Here is a 20,464-nt window from a genome sequence, read left to right as displayed (position 1 = left end):
CGCTACGTTGCCGACACGCGTTGACGTGTTGTTCGACACCTTACCGCTCAGTAGCAAACGCGAGAGCGCCCGGCACCGTCTCGGTCACTCGGAGACGGGATAGTGATCGCTCCGACACGAATCCCTCGCCACGCAAGTGTTGCAGCCACCCGAGCAGCGGCGCATAGAAATCGAAGGGGTCGCAGATGATTACCGGTTTGGCGTGCATACCGAGGTAGCCGCCGGTCCAGGTCTCGAAGAATTCCTCGAGGGTGCCGATTCCGCCCGGCAGCGTGATGAAGGCATCGGCACGGTCGTCCATCAACTGCTTGCGCTGGCGCATCGTCTCGGTGACGACCAGTTCGTCGGCGTCGAGGTCGGCCACCTCGCGCTCCATCAGCGCCCGCGGAATGATCCCGACCGTCGTGCCGCCCGCGGCCCGCGTCGCCGACGCGACGGCACCCATCATCGAGACGTTGCCTCCTCCGGAGACCAGGGTGTGCCCGGCTGCACCGATCGCGGTGCCGAGGTCGGCGGCGAGGTCGAGATAGCGCTGCTCGACCGGACCGGACGCGCAGTACACACAGATCGCGGTCATCGGGTCGGGGTCGCATCGGTGATGATCTGGACCGCTTCCTCCGGTGTGTCGACGACGTGGAAGAGATCGAGATCGTCGGCCGAGATCATGCCGCCCTCGAGGAGTCGGTCACGCATCCAGTCGATCAGCCCCGCCCAGTGCGCGCGTCCGAGCAACACGATCGGAAAGCGCACCACCTTCTTGGTCTGGACGAGGGTGAGCGCCTCGAAGAGTTCGTCGAGTGTGCCGAACCCACCCGGGAGGCAGACGAATGCCTGCGCGTACTTGACGAACATGGTCTTGCGCACGAAGAAGTAGCGGAAGTTCATCCCGAGATCGACCCAGGGATTGAGGTGCTGCTCGAACGGCAACTCGATGTTCAATCCGATAGAACGCGAATCAGTGTGCGCTGCACCGCGGTTGGCGGCTTCCATGACACCCGGGCCGCCCCCGGTGATGACTGCGTAGCCCGCGTCTCCCAGCGCTTTACCCAGCCGGACACCCAGGTCGTACTCCGGTGTGTCCTCGGGGATGCGGGCCGACCCGAACACCGTCACCGCTTCGGCGACGTCGTTCATGGCGTCGAATCCGGCGACGAACTCGGACTGGATGCGCAGCACCCGCCACGAATCACGCATGGTGCGCTCGGCCCGCAGCGTCTGATCGCGGGGATCGACCCACTGCAGCAGTCGACGATCGGTGGTCTCGGGTTGCTGCAGATCCCTGCGGATGCGCATCGGGCCGACGTAGCAGGCGGCGGCGTCGTCGACGATTTCCTCGTCGTAGCGCTGGGACACGGCGTCGGAATCACGCGGGTTCTCTGACGTTGCGGACATGCAGGTCACGCTAGCAAGCGTGCGCAACCCGATGGCACTCCCGAACGCGGTGCGCGACGACCACGAGGACCCGACGGTCAGGACGGGGCCGGTGCGGACAGATAGGTCCGCAGCAGTTCGGTCACCTCGGTGACCTGGGCGACGGGCACGCGCTCGTCGACCCGATGGGCCAGATTCGGGTCACCGGGGCCGAGATTGACCGCGGGGATACCGAGCGCGGAGAACCTCGAGACGTCGGTCCAGCCGTACTTGGCGCGGAATCGGCCGTGCGCGGCGTCGACCAATGCGGCCGCGGCGGGATGGCTCAGTCCTGGAAGTGCTCCCGGGGCGGCGTCGGTCAGTTCGAGTGTGATCATCTCGGTGTCGAGGTCTTCGGCGAAGACGTCGCGGACGTGGTCGAGCGCGTCGTCGACGCTGCGGTCGGGAGCGAAGCGGAAATTGATGGTGACCCACGCGTCGTCGGGGACGACGTTGCCCGCAACACCTCCCCCGATGCCGACGGCCGACAGCCCCTCGCGGTACTCGCAGCCGTCGATGTCGACGTGGCGGGGTTCGTAGTTCGCGAGCGTAGTGAGCACACCGCCGAGCTTGTGAATCGCGTTGTCGCCCATCCAGGATCGCGCGGAGTGCGCACGCGTACCCGACGCGGTGAGCCGAACACGCAGTGTCCCCTGGCAACCCGCCTCGATCTGGCCTGCGGTCGGCTCACCGAGAATGGCGACGTCTCCCGAAAGCCATTCGGGCAATTCACGTTCGAGAACTCCCAGACCGTTGTACTCGGCGGCGATCTCCTCACAGTCGTAGAAGATGAGGGTCAGGTCGTGGGCGGGGTCGTCCATCGTGGCCGCAAGGTGGAGGAACACCGCGTCGCCCGATTTCATGTCGACCGTGCCGCAGCCGTGCAACACATCACCCTCGACGTCGTCGACGGTGCGTCGGCTCGGCAGGTTGTCGGCGACCGGGACGGTGTCGAGGTGACCGGCGAGGATGACCCGGCTGGGTTTACCCCTGTCGGTGCGGGCCAACACGCGGTTGCCGTGCCGGAGCACGTCGAACCCGATCGTCTGCTCGCGCAAGGCCTCTTCCACGGCGTCGGCGATCGCGGACTCGTTGCGCGACTCGCTCTCGATGTCGACGAGGGCCGCGGTCAGTTCGACGGGATCGGCACGCAGATCGAGGTGTGTGACCGGTGTTCGGGATGTACTCACGACCACCAATTTATCGCTGCGCCGTGTCCGAGACGCGATGGCAGACTGGAATACATGTACGGCACCGTCATTCACGCGCCCTTCGATGTCCGATTCGAGGAGGTCGAACGTCCGCAGATCGACGAACCGACCGACGCCGTCGTGCGACTCACCGCGACGTGCGTGTGCGGTTCGGATCTGTGGACCTATCGCGGGATCAACGCGATCGACCGCCCCGTCCACATGGGACACGAGTACGTCGGGATCGTCGAGGAGGTCGGTTCCGCGGTGCGCACCGTCGCTCCGGGACAGTTCGTCATCGGCTCGTTCTTCGCCTCCGACAACACCTGCGAGATCTGCCTGGCCGGGTACCAGACCGGATGCGTGCACCGGGCTCCGGTCCGCGGAGCCCAGGCGGAGTATCTGCGGGTGCCGTTGGCCGATGGCACGCTGGTCGCCACACCCAAGGTGCCCGATGACGAGGTCGTGCCGGATCTGCTCGCCGCGTCGGATGTGTTGGGCACGGGGTGGTTCGGTGCCACCGCGGCCGAGGTCGGCCCCGGCAAGACCGTCGTGGTCGTCGGCGACGGCGCGGTCGGACTGCTGGCGGTGCTCGCCTCCGCGCAGTTGGGCGCCGAGCGGATCATCGTCATGAGCCGCCACGAACAGCGACAGACACTCGCGCTGGAGTTCGGCGCGACCGACATCGTGGTCGAGCGCGGTGACGAGGGTGTGAGCGTCGTGAAGGACCTCACGCACGGAGTGGGCGCGCACTCGGTGATCGAGGCGGTCGGCACCCAGCAGTCGATGACGCAGGCCATCGATTCGGCGCGGCCCGGCGGCCACGTCGGATTCGTCGGAGTGGCACACGGCGTCGAGATCCCCGGCGACCAACTGTTCTACAAGCTCGTGCATCTACACGGCGGACCGGCTCCGGTACGACGCTTCCTGCCGGAGCTCATCACCCGCATCACGAACCGGGAGATCAACCCCGGCAAGGTATTCGACCTCGAACTCCCGCTCAGCGAGGTGGCGCAGGGCTACGCGGCGATGGACGAACGCCGGGCGATCAAGACCCTGCTGCGGCCCTGACTGCCCGATGTGTCTGGACTACCCGGACTGTCATCTCCCACCTGTCGCCGATCTGTATGACAGACGCCCCGGATTCGCGGACCGCTCGTCATACTCATCGGGCCGCGTCGGGATCACGCTGCCGAAGACCCACCGCGGATGGGACGAAAGACCCTCTCCCCCAGCGCAACCGGGGTCGAGCATGGACATGTAGACCACACTCGTCGAGGAGATGATGTTCGATGTCCATCCAGCGCACGCACGCCGACAACCCGCAGCACCCCGCAGCCATCGTCGGTTTCGCGATCTTCCTGATCGGTTTCGGCGCCGCACCGCTCGCACTGACCGCACTCGCATTCGGAAACGGGACAGCCGCCGTCGTCGCCGCGATCGTCGCGGTGATCGCGATGTCGGTGGGCATCGGCATCGTCTCGGTGATGACACGACGCCTCAACCACAGCGCGCTACTGCCGGATTCGACGTCGAGCGAGAAGCAGCACTACCTGGAGGTCTACCGCCACCAGGCCGCGTGACGCGCGTTCGGAGAAGCCGACCGCGCGGGGTCGGGATCCGCGAGTGACACGGGTCCCGACCTCGCGCGATCGTCCGGGCCCGGTGACGGTCGAATCTTGCCCGCTTCGACCGTCAGAATGTGATCTCGGTAACACTAAGGTGAGGGGCGTCGTCGAATCGAGGAGATGGCGCCATGACCACTTTTCACAGGTCACATGTCTCGCACGGCAACCATCCGATGGGTGTCGTCGCGTTCGTCCTTGTGCTGGTCGGCTTCTTGTCGCTGGCGGTCTCGCTGACCATGTTCGCCACCGGCGAGCACACCGCGGGGATCGTCTGGGGCGTCGTGATGGTTGCCGCCTTCGTGGCGAGCGCAGCGGTCCTGGTCACGTTGAGTCACCGGATGCACCACAGTGCGTTCTTTCCGGTCAACAGCGATCACGACCGCGCCGAATACGACCTCATGTATCACCAGCACTGAGCGGGTGAGTACCGGCGACCTCCCCACCTGCGGGACGAGCTCGCCGGTAAACTCCTGCCCGTGACGACGAATGGCGCATACGCAACAGGCATCGCAACGGTGACCAACGGGGGGTCGGCGGATCCCGGCGTTGTCCTCGACGTCTGGTACCCCGACCCCGAACTCGCAACACCTGATCTGGCCGACACCAAGATCCTCGAGGGCGACGAGATCCCCACCCACCTCAACGATCTGGTCGGACTCGACGAGGCACGCGGGGTCAAGATCGTCGCTGTCCGCACCTCGATCGCCGATCTGTCCGCCGCACCGACGGACGCCTACGACGTCTACCTGCGACTGCACCTGTTGTCGCATCGATTCATCGAGCCGCACCAGGCGAATCTCGAAGGCATCTTCGGACTGCTGTCCAACGTCGTGTGGACCAACTTCGGCCCCTGCCCGGTGGAGGGCTTCGAGAAGGTTCGCCGACGCCTGCGGGCCCGCGGCCACGTGACGGTGCTCAGCATCGACAAGTTCCCCCGCATGGTCGACTACGTCGCGCCCGGCGGAGTGCGCATCGGCGACGCCGATCGCGTACGTCTCGGTGCGCATCTCGCCCCCGGCACGACCGTGATGCACGAGGGTTTCGTCAACTACAACGCGGGCACGCTCGGTTCGTCGATGGTGGAGGGCCGTATCTCGGCGGGCGTCGTCGTGGGCGACGGCTCGGACATCGGTGGCGGAGCGTCGACGATGGGCACGCTGTCGGGCGGCGGCAAGGAGATCATCTCCCTGGGTAAGCGGTGCCTACTCGGGGCGAACTCCGGGTGCGGCATCCCGCTTGGCGATGACTGCGTCATCGAGGCAGGCCTCTACGTGACCGCGGGCACCAAGGTCACCGGACCCGACGGCGCGTCGATCAAGGCGCGTGAACTCTCCGGTCAGTCGAACCTGCTGTTCCGCCGCAACAGTCTCACCGGCGCCGTCGAGGTGGTGCCGTGGAAGGGCGACGGCATCGCGCTCAACGAGGCGCTGCACAAGAACAACTGAGATCCGGCGCTGAAACACGCGCTTCTGACACCTGCGAGCGACGCGTCGCGTGCCGGTGTCGGAAGCGCGTGTTTCTGCGTCAGGCGGCAGTCAGCCGCTCCACCGCGGCGTCGATGCGCTCGTCGGTGGCGGTGAGTGCGAAGCGCACATGGTTCGTACCGAGAGGCCCGTAGAAGTCGCCCGGCGCTACCAGGATTCCCCGCTCGGCGAGCCACGCCACGGTGTCGCGGCAGCCCTCACCGCGTGTGGCCCACAGGTACAGGCCCGCCTCCGAGTCGTCGACGCGGAAACCCGCGTCGCGTACGGCGGGCAGCAATCGCGAGCGACGTAACTGGTAGCGGGCACGCTGCGCCTCGACGTGCGTGTCGTCGGAGAGCGCCGCGGTCATGGCGGCCTGGATGGGGAACGGCACGATCATGCCCGAATGTTTGCGCACAGCAAGGAGTTCGGCGATCAGATCGTGGTCGCCGGCGAAGAAGCCCGCACGATAGGACGCGAGGTTGGAGATCTTCGACAGTGAGTGGATCGCCAACAGCCCGGTGTGATCGCCATCGCTGACCCGCGGGTCGAGGATGGAGACGGCCTCGGTGTCCCACGACAGCCCGAGGTAGCACTCGTCGGAAGCGAGGATCGTGCCGTGCTCACGGCACCACGCCACCACCTTGCGCAGGTGGTCGACGCCCAGCACTCGGCCCGTCGGATTCGACGGCGAGTTGATGAACATGAGCGCAGGCGCAGAACTGCCCATGACCGGGCCGATCTGCAGCGTCGAATCGGCTCGGGTCACCGTCGCTCCCGCGAGCAGGGCACTCACCTCATATGTCGGGTACGCGACCTCGGGGATCACGACGTTGTCACCGGCGCCGATGCCGAGCGCCGACGACAGACCCGCAATGGCTTCCTTGGTACCGATGACCGGAAGGATCGACGATTCGGCGAGTCCGGTCGCCCCGTAGCGCCGGGCCAGCGCCTCGGCGGCAGCCTCGCGAAGGTCCGTGGTCCCGACTGTCGCCGGGTATCCGGGGAACTCCGACGCCGAAGCGAGCGCCTCGCGGATCAGCGTGTCGACCGGATCGACCGGGGTACCGACCGAGAGGTCGACGATTCCGCCCTCGTGGGCTGCGGCGCGCGCCTTCGCCTCCGCGAGCGAGTCCCACGGGAAGTCGGGCAGCGCCTCACTCACACGTGCCCGACGGGCCGTGTGCAAGTCAGTCCTCGCCCTCGTTCATGGGCGGGAGAGCTTTGACGAACGGCGGGTCGTAGTCGGTCTTGCCGACCTTGCTCGCACCGCCCGGCGAGCCGAGGTCGTCGAAGAAGTCGGCGTTGGCGCTGACGTAGGGCTCCCACTCGTCGGGGACGTCGTCCTCGTAGAAGATCGCTTCCACCGGACACACCGGCTCGCAGGCACCACAGTCCACGCACTCATCCGGTTGGATGTACAGACTGCGGCCACCCTCGTAGATGCAGTCGACAGGGCACTCCTCGACGCAGGCCCTGTCCATCACATCCACGCAGGGTTCCGCGATGATGTACGTCACCACATTCTCCTTCTTCGCACTTCTACCGCTTGTGTGTCCGCTCTGGCCTGCGTGTGCGACGAGGCGGCGGACCTGGCGCGAGGGCTGATCGCGCCGGACGCGCGCACCGTCGGCCTCCCCCGAGACAGGCGCGGAGCACACGCGGGTTCAACCTTATCTGTCCGATACCACCGGAGCCCACATCGCCCCCGCTCAGCGCCACTCGAGACGACGAAGATCACAGTTTCCGCGACGAGGCGCGACGCTCAATACCACACCAAATCGTGGAGCGTCCGTTGCGTTCAGCGTGACGCCAACCCTCCCGTCGGAGATGAGTCGGGCGCATCCTGTGCTTGCGAGCCCGACCATCACCTTCGTCCGGAGTGCCCATGACCTCGACTCTCGATCCCGTGCACCGCGCCGCGACACGGCCGACCAGTGCCACACTACCCACCCGGCTCCGGCCCGCTGATCTGCTGCGCATCACCGACCAGGGCGTCGCGGACGTGATCGACGGCCGATACAACCATCTGCTTCCGACGAGCTGGGATCCCGTCGAACGCTGGTCCACCCGATTGGAGTCCGACGACGACCTCGACATCTGGCTGATCAGCTGGACCCCGGACCGCTCCACCGACCTCCACGACCACGCTGGCTCACTCGGAGCGCTGACCGTGTTGTCGGGCGCGCTGCGCGAGTACCGCTGGACCGGCAACGACCTCGCACTGCGTATCTTGTCGGCGGGCGACCAGGCCTCGTTTCCGCTCGGCTGGGTGCACGACGTCCAGCACCACGCGAGCGCGCCACCGCTACGCGGCCTCAATCAGTCGCACGCAACCTCCCAGCGGCTCGGTTCGGTGCACGAGCCCGGGCCGACGCTCAGCGTGCACGCCTACTCGCCGCCGTTGACGGCGATGTCGTTCTACGAGGTCACCGACACCGGCCGGTTACGGCGCACGCGCACCGAACTCACCGACGAACCCGAATGACCTCAACAGCGCCGAATGACCCGAATAGCATTGTGATGTGGCCATGACGATCAATGACCTCCTGCTGACCGCGCGCGAGAACCTCGACCGGGTGGACGCCGTCGATCTCGCGACAGAACTCGACAACGGTGGTGTGCTCGTCGACATACGTCCCGCGGCGCAGCGCGCCTCCGAGGGCGAATACCCCGGAGCGCTGGTGCTCGAACGCAACGTGCTCGAGTGGCGGCTCGACCCGGCGAGTGACGCCCGCATCCCCGAGGCCGTCGACCACGACGTGCGGTGGATCGTCTTGTGTTCGGAGGGCTACAGCTCGTCGCTGGCCGCCGCGACGCTGCAACAGCTCGGACTGCACCGCGCGACCGACGTCGCCGGCGGATACCAGGCGATCCTCGCCGCGCGACCTGTCGACTGAGTCGACGACTCGGGTGGGCGATGGCCTCCCCTCACCGGGCCGCGACCCGGACGCTCACGCGACAGCTGCCGGCCAGGGCAGTCCGGACGGGCGGGTATCGGCCGCGAGGCCGGTGGTCGGATCGGCGAGCGCCGCCACGTGCGCGGTCAGCGATGGATCGATCCAGTTCTCGGCATCGAGCACGTACGGAGGCTGGGCGGTGATCCGCTCGGCGAGAACGTATCCCGACTCCGCGGTGATCTCGGCGAGTGTCGTGAGGTTGGGCCACGGACGCTCGGGGTTGACGTGGTCCGGGGTCAACGGCGACACCCCGCCCCAGTCGTCGATACCCGAAGCGATGAGCGCGGCGCACTCCTCACGCGAGACGAGATTCGGTGGTGCCTGTACCCGCATCTGCCGACCGAGCACCAGACGTGCCGTCGCCACCGCCGCGAGAAACTCGGTCATCTCGGCGTCCGGTGTCCCGCGCATCGCGGTGTCGGGCTTGGCGCGGAAGTTCTGCACGATCACTTCCTGGATGTGACCGGCGCGAGCGATGTCGGCGAGCGCGAGGAGCGATTCCGCGCGTTCGGTCAGACTCTCACCGATCCCGACGAGGATGCCCGTGGTGAACGGTATGCGTAGGTCACCGGCATCACGTAACACCTGGAGACGCACCAGCGGGTCCTTGTCCGGGCTGCCGTAGTGCGGTTGGCCCTTCTCGGTGAACAGTCGACGCGACGTCGTCTCGAGCATCATTCCCATCGAGGGGGCAACCGGACGAAGCACCGACATCTCGTGGGCGCTCATCACTCCCGGATTCAGATGCGGAAGCAGGCCGGTGTCCTCGAGGACCGCGACCGCCGCCGCCCGCACATAGTCGAGCGTCGACGAATACCCGCGCGCTGCAAGCCATTCCCCTGCCTGCGGCCAGCGGTCCTCGGGTCGGTCGCCGAGGGTGAACAGTGCCTCCTTGCAACCGAGCGCCGCCCCCTGACGGGCGATGGACAGCACCTGGTCGATCTCGAGGAACATCCCCTCACCTGCTCGTGCCAGCTTGCCGGGCACGGTGACGAATGTGCAGTAGTGGCACCGGTCGCGGCACAACCGGGTCAGCGGCACGAAGACCTTGCGCGAGTAGGTGATCTGGCGGTCTCGACCCACCTCGGCGAGTCCCTCGTCGCGCAGCTCCGATGCCGCCGCTGCCACCGCCGTCAGATCGTCACCCGACGCCGCGAGCAGCGCCGCGACCTCGGCGACACCGAGGCCATCACCCGAGCCGGCGGCATCGAGCGCTTCACGAACGGCCATCGACTGCGTCATCGGCGTTCACTCCCCTCGCTGGTCTCGACGACATACGGCCCGACATCGAACGTACCGTTGCGTTCGCGGAACGAGACGGCCGTACCGGGCCAGAGGAGGGTGAGTCGCCCACTGACAGGATCGACGTACCAGCTGTTGCAGCCGGTCAGCCACACCGTCGACGACGCACGTTCGTCGATTTCGGCCGTGTAGGCGGCCTCGGCGTCAGCGGACACCTCCAGCGACCGGACATCGCCGTCGCCGAGTACGTCGAGCGCACCGAGGACGTAGTCGAGTTGAGTCTCGATCATGTAGATCGCGGAATTGTGTCCCAGCGCGGCGTTGGGACCGTCGAGCACGAACATGTTGGGAAAGCCGTGGACCGTGGTCGACGCATACGACGTCATGCCATCGGACCAGTGCGCGTCGAGGCGCTCTCCCCTGGCACCGGTGACGCGCGTGGCGACCGGTGGGCGCGCCGCCTCGAATCCTGTTGCCATCACGAGAAGATCGAGGTCGTGACAGCGTCCACTGGCGGCCCTCGCCTTCGATTCACTGACCGAGTCGAGTGCGCTGGGTTCGAAGACGACGTTGCCGCGGACCAACGTCGGATAGAAGTCGTCACTGAGCAGGATGCGTTTGCAACCGATCTCGTACTCCGGGCTCAGCAGTGAGCGCAGCTCCGGGTCGTCGACCTGTGCGTGCAGGTGCGCGCGCGCACGTGCGCGGATCTCGTCGATGTCAGGCCGCAGACCCTGTCGCTGTCGGAACGCGACGTCGGCGTCACGAAGCAGCTGGTCTCGAATATCTTGCGCCACAACGGGATCGAGATACGCGTCCCGCTCCCGCGCCGTGTAGCGACGGTCATCGCGCGGGACCACGTATGGCGGCGTCCGGCAGAAGACCACGAGTTCGTCTGCCTGCTCGGCGAGATGGGGGGCGATCTGCACCGCCGAGGCGCCCGTCCCCACCAGACCGATCCGTGCACCGTCGAGCGGGAGGTCGTCACGCCACGCCGCGGTGTGCACCACCTCGCCGGTGAAGGAGTCGAGTCCCTCGATGTCGGGAATACGTGCTTCCGAGAGCCGCCCAACCGCCAAGACCAGGGCGCGACAGCTGATGCCCCCATTCGACGTCGACAGTGCCCAGCGTGCGGTGTCGGGGTTCCATGAGGCATCGAGCAGTTCGCAACCCAGCCGAACCCTCTCTCCGAACCCCTCGTCGGCGACCGTGCGTTCGAGATAGCGCCGGATCTCGGCGCCGCTGGGATACACCGACGACCAGTCGGCGGGCGGCCGGAACGAGTACGAATAGAGGTGAGCCGGGATGTCGCATGCGATACCCGGATAGGTGTTGTCACGCCACGTTCCCCCGACGGCAGCGGCCCGTTCGAGAACGACGAACGACTCGCGTCCACGCCGAGCGAGCCGCGTGGCCATTCCGATACCGGCGAAGCCGGCACCGATGATCGCGATATCGACCTCTGTGGCGAACACCGACGGCGCCATAGTCACCCGCAGGCCTGCGCATTCTCATTCTGCGGCAGCACTGTTCGTTGCCCGGGGGGCGGATCTCCGTAGTCGGTGCGGCGCTGACGCGGCACCCGCCCCACCGCGTCCGCGATGGCGATGACGTCGTCGACGGTCAGGGTTCGTCCGGCTTCCTGGCCGGATTCGGGCGAGAGTTCGCCGTCGAGTAGCAGGCCGCCGAGGTCGTCGGCGCCACCCGAGAGGACCTCGAGGACGACGTCGCGGTCGAGTTTCGTCCAGGCGACCTGCAGGTGGTCGATGTGGCCGACGGTCATCAGACGGGCCACCGCGTGCACCGCGCGGGTCTCGCGGCGACTCACCTCCGCGGTGGCTACGTCTGCAAGGTGTGGCGGCGCGTTCTGCGGGAGCAGTGGCATCACGATCAGCTCGTGGAAGCCGCCGGTCTCGTCGGCGATGCGGTTGAGCAGCCGAAGGTGCGCGACCACATGCCCGGCTGTCTCGACGTGTCCGTAGAGCAGCGTCGCGGTGGAGAACAGGTGTGCGTCGTGCGCGGCGCGGATGGTGTCGACCCACTCCGACACGGGCGGCGGTGTGCCGACGGGATGCAGTGCCGCGCGCACCTCGTCGTCGAGTATCTGTGCCGCTGTCCCGGGTACCGACCCGAGTCCGGCGTCGCGTGCGCGGCGGAGGAACTCCGCGACGTCGATCCCCATGCGCGAGGCGGCGTCGACGATCTCCGGTGGCCGGAACGCGTGCAGGTGCATGCCCGGTGCCGCGGCACGAATTCGCCTGATGATGCTCAGGTAGGCGTCGGGATCGACGTCGTCCCTGCTGCGCGGCAACGGTCCCTGCATGCAGATCTCGGTGGCGCCGAGCGCCCATGCCTCGGCCACGAGGTCGTCGATCGACACGTCGGCCTGCGGCGCGGCGACCACCGCGGTGTCGAGGTTCCGGTTGACCACAAAGGTCATGACGTCGGGTTCGGTGGCCTCCCTGCGCGCGACGTCGGCAAGGGTACACAGCTCAGTCAGTTCGTCGCCGTCGGCGCCGAGCAACGCCGCCCAGTCGGCATCGGTGAGCGAGGTCCGGTCGGTGCGCAACGCAGCCAGCGCCGACCGAACCGATCCGCCTGGGGCGGGGCGGTCACTCGCCCACGCGCGCAACACCATGCAGAACACTCTAACGACCACGCACCGTCGCCCGTCGACGGCTACAGGTCGCACGGATGTCGACGCGTCACGCCTCGGCGTCGGGAAGTCTCCTCGACCAGGACAGTGCGACGGGTGCACCGAGCCCGATGATCACCAGCAGTGATGTGGCCAGCGTCGTACTGCCCTGCAGCGTAAGCATCACGTCACCACCCGGACCGCCCATCCCGGCGACCACCAGTACCACCAGCCACGCCACCAGCGGGCCGTAGCGCAGGGGGCCGTCGGTGTACTTCGCAGCCAGCCACAGCAGCACGCAGTTGAGCAGGCCGGCGAGGACAGCCGCGATCGGCACCGCGGTTCCCCCGATCCGCAGGTACACGAAGCCGACCGAGAGCACGCCGACGATCAGTCCGTCGAGGATCAGCAGTCCGAGGAGAACGCGGTCGGCGACGCGCATCAGACATCTCCATCGGGGCTGAACGGGATGGGTGTGAACAGGTCGGTTGCCCGTCGACTCGGCGCACCACGACCGCGCGGCGACCGCAGCACGAAGTGCTCGGCAGCCATGATCGGTTGCAGGATGTTGTTGCTCAACGCGTACTCGGTTCCCGACGCCGCGACGGTCACCTGGGTGGCATGCGCACGCAGGCCCGCGACCTTGTGGTCGTACACGGTCGTGATGTCGATCTCGGCGTCGATCTCGTGGTCGGGGTAGCTCGGCAACTCCCCGGACTCGGGCATCCGCCATCCCGCGGGCACGCTCTGCGCTGCGGCGAGCCCCTTCTGCAGAGCGCTGCGTTCGGTCACCGACTCCCAGACGACGAGATCGCGACCTGTGCGTGCCTCGACGAGCGGAATAGCCGCCATCGACGCGGTGTGGACCATCTTGTGGTCGGGATGACCGTAGGTGCCTGCCATGTCGTAGGTGACCAGGACCTGGGGGTCGAAGTCGGCGATCACATCCGCCAGGGTTGCCACGACGTCGTCGAAGAGTGCCTGCGCGAGTGCGCGGGGGTGCTCGGCAGACGGAGATCCTGCCATTCCCGAATCACGCCAATGCCCCGCGCCGCCGAGGAACCGGGGACGCAGCGGATCCGAGCCCACCGGCGAGAGCGCGGCGAGGGCGTCGGTCAGTTCACGGATGCGGTAGCCGCCGAGCTGATCGGCACCGCCGTCGGCGACCAACTGCGCCCACTCGTCGCCGATCACTTCGCCTTCCTCGCCGAGCGTGAACGTCAGCACGCGCACGTCGACGCCTTCGGCGAGATACCGCGCGATGGTTCCGCCGGTCATGATCGTCTCGTCGTCGGGATGCGCGTGCAGCAGCAACAGTCGACGGTCCGCACGGTGTTCTGCCACGAGATGTTCTGCCACGAGGTGTTCTGTCACGAGATGTTCCATCTACTCGCCGTACCGAAGATCGAGACCTGTATCGGCCCCGAGAGCGGGACGTCGGTCACCTTGCGTGTCACACCCACCATCATGCTGTCCTGATAGAGCGGCAGATAGATCGACTGCGCGGCGAGCAGCGGTTCGGCCTCCGTCAGCTGAGGTAGCGGGTCCTGCGACGACAATGCGTCACGTGCGAGTCCGATGAGCACCGGATCGCAGACGCCAGAAGGGTTGGACGCATAGACGTCCTGAGTCGACGACTGCTGTTGGTCGGGAGCATCGCTGGTGGGCGTCGGCGGTGTCGACAGGCTCGGTGCGGTGCCCGGCTTGGGTTGATCACAATCGACCTGGGAGGCCAGCGCCGCGGCAGGCGGTACGCCCAGGCCGGTCCACCCGACGGCCATGTCGACCCTCGAGTCGGTGAGCGCGACACCGTAGAGCTCGTTGTTGGGCAACGAGACGACGGCAGCGCGCACTCCCGCGTTGCGAAGTTGGTCGACGATGTTGGCCGCAGCAGCGGTCGACCGCGCGTCGCCGCTGATCGCGCCGACACGAACCGCGAGGTCGCGACCGTCCTTCTCGAAACCCGCGACACCTTCGGGGACAGCCGACATGGTCGACGCCGGGTCGTCGGATGGTGCAGCTGAGGAAGGGGCAGACGTGGAGGAGGCAGCCGAGGAGGGCGTGCTCGCCGACGAACCGTTCGGGGAGGGTCCCGGCGACGACGAGTCGGCAGACGGTGTGGTCGACGTGGTGGCCGGTCCGCGCCGATAACCGGCCGACGCGAGGAGCTCGTCGACCTGGTCGGGACTGGGACGTTGCCGATCGACCGCGAAGTATCCCGGGTCGGAGGGTGCGAACACTGTGTTCTCGTACGGCTGTACGACGAGGTCACCGGCACCCGCGTAGGTGACGACCGCCGGGTCGATCATCCCCAGGATCGCCCGACGCACCGCCACCGAGTTCATGACCGGGGTACGCGCGTTGACGCTGATGCCCAGCGCCCGCGACGTCGCCGAGCGCTGTGTCGCGATCCCCGGGACCGCGGCGAGCTCGGCACTGCTGGCGGGCCCGGTACCCAGCGTCGCGATCGACGAGTCACCCGACCGCACGGATTCGACCATCTGCGACGCGGTACCCGCCCGTCGTAAGACCACCTGGTCGAGGATCGAGGGCTTCACCCAGTAGCGGTCGTTGCGGATCAGGCGCACCTCGTCGCGGGTGGTGTCGATGGAGAACACCGAGAACGGACCCGCCGACACGGGCTTCCCGCTGTCCATACCCGTCTGGAAGCCCGCGGGTGCGCCCTTGAGGACGTGGCTGGGCAGCAGCCACGTGAACATCTCACGCCACGCCGGATATGCACGCGCGAACTTGACCGTGACGACCTTGCCGCCGCTGCTCGATTCGACCGAGTCGATCAACCGGTAGCCGGCCGGGGCGACGACATTGGGCTGGCGGGACATCTGTTGCCACAGATAGCTGAAGTCGTCGCCGGTGACCGGCAGGCCGTCGGACCACTGCGCGTTGGTGTGGATCTTGTAGGTGACGGTGAACGGCTCCTGCGAGGTCACCTCCGCCGACGTCAGCAGCGCCTCCGAACGCTGCCACACGACACCGTTGGGTGTCTGCACCGGCTCGAAGGCACTCGGCAACGTCATCGCGGCGATCGCGGTGGTCACCGGGCTCTGGTCGGCGGCCAGGTGCGGGTTGAAACCCTCACCGACAGAGTCGGTTGCGACGTAGATCGTCTTCTCCGTCGGGTACTCCGCAGGTGTTTGCTGCACCTCCGTCTCACGGACCGGAGGTGGCGGATCGGACATGCACCCCGCCGTCACCAGCGCGACGAAAGCACCGAGCACGGCCAGAAGGAGGCGACTGCGACCAGCGACGACACCGCGTCCGTACAGAGACCTGCTGCCGGTCACCACCCGCTCACCCCCACACCTCGCTCCGGCCACTGCACACCAGTTCTCACCCGGGGCCGTCGACTCCTGAACCGGTACGCCGGTCCTGCGACGCGAACCCGGTCGGGATCAGCCAGCCGCCTGGTCGCGCGACTTGGCGCGCGAACGCTCACGGGCGCGAGTGGACGCATCGAGGTGCACCTTACGCACTCGCACGACCTCCGGAGTCGCCTCGACACACTCATCGGCGGCGCAGAATTCCATCGCGCCCTCGAGTTCGAGGTGCATCGGCTTGGCCAGGGTCTCCATGACGTCGGCCGAGGACTGACGCATGTTGGTCAGCTTCTTCTCACGGGTCACGTTGATGTCGAGGTCCTCGGCGCGCGGATTGATGCCGACCACGTGGCCCTCGTAGGTGTCGTCACCCGGGTTGACGAAGAACGTGCCGCGGTCGGCGAGCTGGATCATCGCGAACGGCGTCACCGTGCCCGCACGGTCGCTCACCAGCGAACCGGTGTGTCGTGCTCGGATCTCACCCGCCCAGGCGTCGTAGCCGTCGAACACCGCGTTGGCGATACCGGTGCCGCGGGTCTCGGTGAGGAAGTCGGTACGGAAACCGATCAGTCCGCGCGACGGAACGCGGAACTCCATGCGGACCCACCCGGACCCGTGGTTGTTCATCTGGTCCATACGGCCCTTACGCGCCGCGAGCAACTGGGTGACCGCGCCGAGGTACTCCTCGGGGACGTCGATGGTCAGGTGCTCGAACGGCTCGTGCACCTTGCCGTCGACCTTGCGCGTGACCACCTGCGGCTTACCGACGGTCAGCTCGAACCCCTCGCGACGCATCTGCTCGACGAGGATCGCCAGCGCGAGCTCACCGCGGCCCTGCACCTCCCAGGCATCGGGACGATTGATGTCGACGACGCGCAGCGACACATTGCCGATGAGCTCGGTGTCGAGGCGGTCCTTGACCATGCGGGCAGTCAGCTTGTGCCCCTTCACCCGTCCCGCGAGCGGCGAGGTGTTGGTACCGATGATGACCGAGATGGCAGGCTCGTCGACCGTGATGCGCGGCAGGGCGACCGGGTTCTCGGCGTCGGCGAGGGTGTCGCCGATCATGATCTCGGGGATACCGGCGATGGCGACGATGTCGCCAGCAACAGCCGACTCCGCGGGGCTGCGCTCCACGCCGACGGTGGCGAGGAGTTCTGTGATCTTGGCGCGCTCGGTGACGGGCTCACCGTCGACCTCACGCATCCAGGAGACGGTCTGGCCCTTCTTGAGGGTGCCGTTGTGGATGCGGACCAGCCCGAGGCGCCCGAGGAAGGGCGAGGCGTCGAGGTTGGTGACGTGTGCCTGAAGCGGCGCCTCGGCGTCGCCCTTGGGCGCGGGAACGTGCTCCATCAGGACGTCGAAGAACGGGTCGAGGTTCTCTCCCTCGGGGACCTCTCCGTTGGCGGGTTCGACGGTGCTGGCGATGCCCGCACGCCCGGAGGCGTAGAGCACCGGGAGGTCGAGGACCTGCTCGGCCGCCGTGGCCGCTTCGTCGTCAAGGTCGGAGGCGAGGTCGAGGAGCAGGTCATGGGTCTCGGAGACGACCTCCGAGATGCGCGCATCGGGGCGGTCGGTCTTGTTGACCAGCAGGATCACCGGCAACGACGCACTCAGCGCCTTGCGCAGCACGAAGCGTGTCTGCGGCAGCGGACCCTCGGACGCGTCGACGAGCAGCACGACGCCGTCGACCATCGACAGGCCGCGCTCGACCTCACCGCCGAAGTCGGCGTGGCCGGGCGTGTCGATGACGTTGATGACGACCTCGGTGCCGTCCGGCTGACGACGATGCACCGCGGTGTTCTTCGCGAGAATGGTGATGCCCTTCTCGCGTTCGAGGTCACCGGAGTCCATCACGCGGTCGACGAGCTCGGCGCGCTCACCGAACACTCCGGACTGGCGGAGCATCGCGTCGACCAGCGTGGTCTTGCCGTGGTCGACGTGCGCGACGATCGCGACGTTGCGGAAGTTGGGGGCAGCGCTCACTGAGCTCTCTTTCATCTACTTCGACGTCCCGGAGGCATGCGCGGGCCGTCGGCGATCCGGTTGGTGGCACCGGATGTGGACTCTACGACGCTCAACAGGGTATCTGCTCGGAGGATGAGAGCGCGATCACACAGCGCCATGAACGTCGTCGCGGCACGTCCTGCTGGGCGGTCGCGAGCGCCAGGGCACGCTTATCCGCTGGTTGGAGCGACGCGCGGCGCCCGTCAGTGCGACCTGCGGCTCGCCTGCAGCACAATCGCCCCGGCGACGGCCACGATTCCGAGTAGTTCGGTGATCGCGGGGATCTGCCGCAGCGCGATGAAGCCCACCACTGCCGCCGTCACGGGCAACAGCGCCAGCAGCACCGCGAACCTCGCGGGACCCACAGACCGCAGGATCACCTGGTCGAGAGCGTAGGGAACCGCCGTGGACAGCACACCGAGCCCGAGCGCGAGCAGGAGCAGCCACCAGATGCTCTCGCCCGCGTCGACGGCCGGTCCGATGGTCAGGGCCAGCGGTGAGGTCAGGATCGCAGCAACCACGAATCCCGTGGTGAGGTCCTCGATCCCCGCTCCACGAACTGCGACCCGCCGTCCCAGCATGATGTAGCCCGCCCAGCACGCGGCGGCGGTGAGCGCCAGCACGACGCCGAGCACACTCCCGGCCCAGTGCACATCGACGATGAGCACCACGCCGATCACTGCCGAGAGCAGTGCCGCGACGTCGCGTCTCGTGCGGGAACCGGCTGCGGCCACCGCGATCGGCCCGAGGAACTCGAGTGCGACGGTCGTGCCGAGCGGGAGATGGTCGAGTGCGAGGTAGAAGGCGATGTTCATGGCCGCTGTCATCAGCCCGAACAGTCCGGCCAACCGCAACCGACCCCAGCGCCACGCATCACGGCCGGGCCGCACCACCACCGCCAGAACCACGGCGGCGCCCGCGATGCGCAACCAGGCGACTCCCGCGGGCGACACGGTGTCGAACAACTCGATCGCTATCGCGGCGCCGAGATACATCGAGGTTCCGCCGACGAGCATCAACGCCGGAGCCAGCCAACGCGCGCCGTGTCGCGCTCGCGGTTCCGCTGCCCGGCCTCGTCGCTGTTGCGTCACAGGCGCCGAAACTACCCCGTGACCGCGCCCCGGCGCGCCGGGGTTTCCTCGCCCACTCCGCCGATCGCGTTCCCACGGTGCGCAGCCGAAGCCGGCAGCCGCACTCAGGAAGAGCCGGACGATCCTGCAGAGCCGGTCGTAAGCCCGTTCGACGGTGCTGTGCGCAGGCATCCGGTCGCCGGCGCCTTACCTGCGAACCTGTCGGCCAGCCAGCCGTACGCCTCGTTGTATCCGGCGACCCCGCCTGCGATGTGGCCCAACGGAGTTCCGCCGAGGACGGGGAACGAGATACTGCGATACTCCAGTGACCGCGGCTGCTGTGCGCACCACTCGGCGAACAGGGCCTGCCCCTGCGACACCGGTACCGTCGGGTCGACGGGATTGCTGGACAACAGGATCGGGATGTCGGTCGGCGCGCGCAGCCCGACTTTTTGCTCGTTGACCCGGGCGGCGAGGGTCGGAGTCTCGTCTATGAGTTGACCTATCGACTTTCCGCTGACGGTCCAGGTGCTCGTCCTCGGTGAGCCGATCAGCGTGGTGGCCACGATGCATTGTCCACGAACGAGATTCGTGAGGCGTTTGCCCTCGGCATTGAGCATGGGTGGGATCTGTTGTGCCATATCCGGATACAGGGCCATCGCACCGACGATCGCCCACCCGATCGCACCGCCGAGACGCTGGCCGTCGAGATGATCGAGCAGGCTGCGCAGATCCGTCGGCGCACCGCCTGCATAGATGCCGACGACCTGCTTGGCGAGGTCGGGGGCGTAGCTGTCGATGAGTTCTGCTGCCGCGGCGGTCGCTGCGCCTCCCTGCGAGTACCCGGCAAGCGCCACCTGGGTGCGGGGGTCAACCGTCGGGAGTTGTAGTGCGGCGCGGGCGGCGTCGATCACCGCATCGCCCTGGTCGACGCGCATCGCGAAGGTGTGGTCGCCCGGAGTTCCCAACCCGATGTAGTCGGTGCTCACCACACCGTATCCGCGGGCGAGCAGGTTGTAGGTGATCAGTGTTTCGATCTCGACCATCGGACCGCCCGGCGAGGCGAGGGTCGGCGAAGCGACGAGACGTGAAGGGGCACACTGGTCTCCCATCCCGTGTGCCCCGGGACCGTACGACACCAGCGGTCGCGGCCCCGGTCCGGTCCACCGCCGCGCGGGCTGTAGGTAGTAGCCACTGACGGCCACCCGCTTGCCCAGGCCATTGGTCGACACGTACAGAATCCTCGTCGCAGATGCGGGAATCCCGCCGGTCCGGTTGGGGATCGTGATGAACGTCGACATCGCCTGCGTTCGAAGCAATGTCCCCGCCGCGGGGAGCGGACCGGTCGGCGGCGTATAGAAGGCGCTGTTGGGGCCGGACGACCCGCCCGACCCGGTCTCGGCTGACCCGGATGAGCCGGGTGGTGCCGCACCGGCCCGCGAACCACCGAGGACCCCGGTTGCGCCGAATGCGACCATGGCCGCTACGAGAACGAGACAGCAGGCCCTCACGAAGGACATC

20 protein-coding genes are annotated in these 20,464 nt (G+C 67.4%); 6 read left to right on the top strand and 14 right to left on the bottom strand.

Going from position 1 to position 20,464, the window contains the following annotated elements; genetic code table 11:
• Positions 1-40 precede the first annotated feature (40 nt).
• The 3 genes from LK459_RS17825 to dapE all read right to left on the bottom strand — a co-directional run bounded on the left by LK459_RS17825 (position 41) and on the right by dapE (position 2,606).
• Positions 41-577 (bottom strand): LOG family protein, encoded by a 537-nt coding sequence (locus LK459_RS17825; protein WP_007238874.1) that lies wholly within the window; start codon positions 575-577, stop codon positions 41-43.
• Positions 574-1,392 (bottom strand): LOG family protein, encoded by an 819-nt coding sequence (locus LK459_RS17820; protein ID WP_227919857.1) that lies wholly within the window; start codon positions 1,390-1,392, stop codon positions 574-576. Before LK459_RS17820 ends, LK459_RS17825 begins: the two co-directional genes overlap by 4 nt.
• A 77-nt stretch (positions 1,393-1,469) precedes the next feature.
• The gene (dapE, locus tag LK459_RS17815) at positions 1,470-2,606 is read right to left on the bottom strand and encodes a succinyl-diaminopimelate desuccinylase (RefSeq protein ID WP_007238876.1); all 1,137 of its coding nucleotides are present in this window, start codon (positions 2,604-2,606) and stop codon (positions 1,470-1,472) included.
• Between the two features lie 48 nt (positions 2,607-2,654).
• On the opposite strand from dapE, the gene LK459_RS17810 reads away from it, so the two are divergent.
• The 4 genes from LK459_RS17810 (at position 2,655) to dapD (ending at position 5,673) form a co-directional block, all read left to right on the top strand.
• On the top strand, positions 2,655-3,671 hold the full coding sequence (locus LK459_RS17810; RefSeq protein ID WP_227919856.1) for a zinc-dependent alcohol dehydrogenase family protein: 1,017 nt from the start codon (positions 2,655-2,657) through the stop codon (positions 3,669-3,671).
• Positions 3,672-3,892: 221 nt separating this feature from the next.
• Positions 3,893-4,183 carry a hypothetical protein gene (locus tag LK459_RS17805; protein WP_227919855.1) on the top strand — a complete coding sequence of 97 codons (291 nt, stop codon included), beginning with the start codon at positions 3,893-3,895 and terminating at the stop codon, positions 4,181-4,183.
• A gap of 173 nt (positions 4,184-4,356) precedes the next feature.
• Complete coding sequence (locus tag LK459_RS17800; protein WP_227919853.1) at positions 4,357-4,644, top strand: hypothetical protein; 288 nt, start codon at positions 4,357-4,359, stop codon at positions 4,642-4,644.
• 60 nt (positions 4,645-4,704) lie between these two features.
• Positions 4,705-5,673 (top strand): 2,3,4,5-tetrahydropyridine-2,6-dicarboxylate N-succinyltransferase, encoded by a 969-nt coding sequence (dapD, locus tag LK459_RS17795; RefSeq protein WP_083835907.1) that lies wholly within the window; start codon positions 4,705-4,707, stop codon positions 5,671-5,673.
• A gap of 79 nt (positions 5,674-5,752) precedes the next feature.
• Here dapD and dapC read toward each other — a convergent pair whose 3' ends face one another.
• Both dapC and fdxA read right to left on the bottom strand, forming a co-directional pair.
• On the bottom strand, positions 5,753-6,880 hold the full coding sequence (dapC, locus tag LK459_RS17790) for a succinyldiaminopimelate transaminase (RefSeq protein ID WP_007238859.1): 1,128 nt from the start codon (positions 6,878-6,880) through the stop codon (positions 5,753-5,755).
• 1 nt (position 6,881) lies between these two features.
• Positions 6,882-7,214 carry a ferredoxin gene (gene fdxA / locus LK459_RS17785; protein WP_039994011.1) on the bottom strand — a complete coding sequence of 111 codons (333 nt, stop codon included), beginning with the start codon at positions 7,212-7,214 and terminating at the stop codon, positions 6,882-6,884.
• Between the two features lie 365 nt (positions 7,215-7,579).
• On the opposite strand from fdxA, the gene LK459_RS17780 reads away from it, so the two are divergent.
• Positions 7,580-8,179, top strand: a complete 600-nt coding sequence (locus LK459_RS17780; RefSeq protein ID WP_227919852.1) for a cupin domain-containing protein — start codon at positions 7,580-7,582, stop codon at positions 8,177-8,179.
• Between the two features lie 43 nt (positions 8,180-8,222).
• Entirely contained in the window at positions 8,223-8,591 is a 369-nt protein-coding gene (locus tag LK459_RS17775; protein ID WP_227919851.1) for a rhodanese-like domain-containing protein, read from the top strand.
• 54 nt (positions 8,592-8,645) lie between these two features.
• Here LK459_RS17775 and cofG read toward each other — a convergent pair whose 3' ends face one another.
• The 9 genes from cofG to LK459_RS17730 form a co-directional block, all read right to left on the bottom strand.
• The gene (gene cofG / locus LK459_RS17770) at positions 8,646-9,893 is read right to left on the bottom strand and encodes a 7,8-didemethyl-8-hydroxy-5-deazariboflavin synthase CofG (protein ID WP_227919849.1); all 1,248 of its coding nucleotides are present in this window, start codon (positions 9,891-9,893) and stop codon (positions 8,646-8,648) included.
• Complete coding sequence (locus LK459_RS17765; RefSeq protein WP_227923840.1) at positions 9,890-11,380, bottom strand: flavin-containing monooxygenase; 1,491 nt, start codon at positions 11,378-11,380, stop codon at positions 9,890-9,892. The genes cofG and LK459_RS17765 overlap by 4 nt, the downstream gene beginning before the upstream one ends.
• Positions 11,381-11,382: 2 nt before the next feature.
• On the bottom strand, positions 11,383-12,531 hold the full coding sequence (locus LK459_RS17760) for an FO synthase (RefSeq protein ID WP_227919848.1): 1,149 nt from the start codon (positions 12,529-12,531) through the stop codon (positions 11,383-11,385).
• A 67-nt stretch (positions 12,532-12,598) separates the two neighbouring features.
• A complete protein-coding gene (locus LK459_RS17755) occupies positions 12,599-12,970 on the bottom strand; it encodes a hypothetical protein (RefSeq protein WP_007238852.1) in 372 nt (123 codons plus the stop codon).
• Positions 12,970-13,806 (bottom strand): N-acetyl-1-D-myo-inositol-2-amino-2-deoxy-alpha-D-glucopyranoside deacetylase, encoded by an 837-nt coding sequence (mshB, locus tag LK459_RS17750; protein WP_265416878.1) that lies wholly within the window; start codon positions 13,804-13,806, stop codon positions 12,970-12,972. The genes LK459_RS17755 and mshB overlap by 1 nt, the downstream gene beginning before the upstream one ends.
• Before the next feature lie 92 nt (positions 13,807-13,898).
• Entirely contained in the window at positions 13,899-15,728 is a 1,830-nt protein-coding gene (locus LK459_RS17745) for an ABC transporter family substrate-binding protein (RefSeq protein ID WP_227923838.1), read from the bottom strand.
• 213 nt (positions 15,729-15,941) lie between these two features.
• On the bottom strand, positions 15,942-17,852 hold the full coding sequence (typA, locus tag LK459_RS17740) for a translational GTPase TypA (protein WP_007238849.1): 1,911 nt from the start codon (positions 17,850-17,852) through the stop codon (positions 15,942-15,944).
• Between the two features lie 224 nt (positions 17,853-18,076).
• Complete coding sequence (locus tag LK459_RS17735) at positions 18,077-18,868, bottom strand: EamA family transporter (protein ID WP_227923837.1); 792 nt, start codon at positions 18,866-18,868, stop codon at positions 18,077-18,079.
• 200 nt (positions 18,869-19,068) lie between these two features.
• Positions 19,069-20,463: a lipase family protein gene (locus tag LK459_RS17730; protein WP_227919847.1), complete on the bottom strand. Its 1,395-nt coding sequence runs from the start codon at positions 20,461-20,463 to the stop codon at positions 19,069-19,071.
• Position 20,464: the final 1 nt, after the last annotated feature.

It is taken from the genome of Gordonia otitidis (assembly GCF_020735545.1).
Classification (GTDB): domain Bacteria; phylum Actinomycetota; class Actinomycetes; order Mycobacteriales; family Mycobacteriaceae; genus Gordonia; species Gordonia otitidis.
This window is presented reverse-complemented; position numbering and strand designations above follow the sequence as displayed.

Bases quoted from the DNA above. Each gene is read 5' to 3' on its own strand.
- LK459_RS17755 (WP_007238852.1), bottom strand. From the start codon at position 12,970: ATGCGCGTCGCCGACCGCGTTCTCCTCGGACTGCTGATCCTCGACGGA.
- LK459_RS17800 (WP_227919853.1), top strand. From the start codon at position 4,357: ATGACCACTTTTCACAGGTCACATGTCTCGCACGGCAACCATCCGATG.
- LK459_RS17775 (WP_227919851.1), top strand. From the start codon at position 8,223: ATGACGATCAATGACCTCCTGCTGACCGCGCGCGAGAACCTCGACCGG.
- LK459_RS17825 (WP_007238874.1), bottom strand. From the start codon at position 577: ATGACCGCGATCTGTGTGTACTGCGCGTCCGGTCCGGTCGAGCAGCGC.
- LK459_RS17730 (WP_227919847.1), bottom strand. From the start codon at position 20,463: ATGTCCTTCGTGAGGGCCTGCTGTCTCGTTCTCGTAGCGGCCATGGTC.
- LK459_RS17780 (WP_227919852.1), top strand. From the start codon at position 7,580: ATGACCTCGACTCTCGATCCCGTGCACCGCGCCGCGACACGGCCGACC.
- LK459_RS17735 (WP_227923837.1), bottom strand. From the start codon at position 18,868: ATGTATCTCGGCGCCGCGATAGCGATCGAGTTGTTCGACACCGTGTCG.
- LK459_RS17810 (WP_227919856.1), top strand. From the start codon at position 2,655: ATGTACGGCACCGTCATTCACGCGCCCTTCGATGTCCGATTCGAGGAG.
- LK459_RS17745 (WP_227923838.1), bottom strand. From the start codon at position 15,728: ATGTCCGATCCGCCACCTCCGGTCCGTGAGACGGAGGTGCAGCAAACA.
- LK459_RS17820 (WP_227919857.1), bottom strand. From the start codon at position 1,392: ATGTCCGCAACGTCAGAGAACCCGCGTGATTCCGACGCCGTGTCCCAG.
- mshB (WP_265416878.1), bottom strand. From the start codon at position 13,806: ATGACCGGCGGAACCATCGCGCGGTATCTCGCCGAAGGCGTCGACGTG.
- cofG (WP_227919849.1), bottom strand. From the start codon at position 9,893: ATGACGCAGTCGATGGCCGTTCGTGAAGCGCTCGATGCCGCCGGCTCG.
- LK459_RS17805 (WP_227919855.1), top strand. From the start codon at position 3,893: ATGTCCATCCAGCGCACGCACGCCGACAACCCGCAGCACCCCGCAGCC.
- LK459_RS17765 (WP_227923840.1), bottom strand. From the start codon at position 11,380: ATGGCGCCGTCGGTGTTCGCCACAGAGGTCGATATCGCGATCATCGGT.
- LK459_RS17760 (WP_227919848.1), bottom strand. From the start codon at position 12,531: ATGGTGTTGCGCGCGTGGGCGAGTGACCGCCCCGCCCCAGGCGGATCG.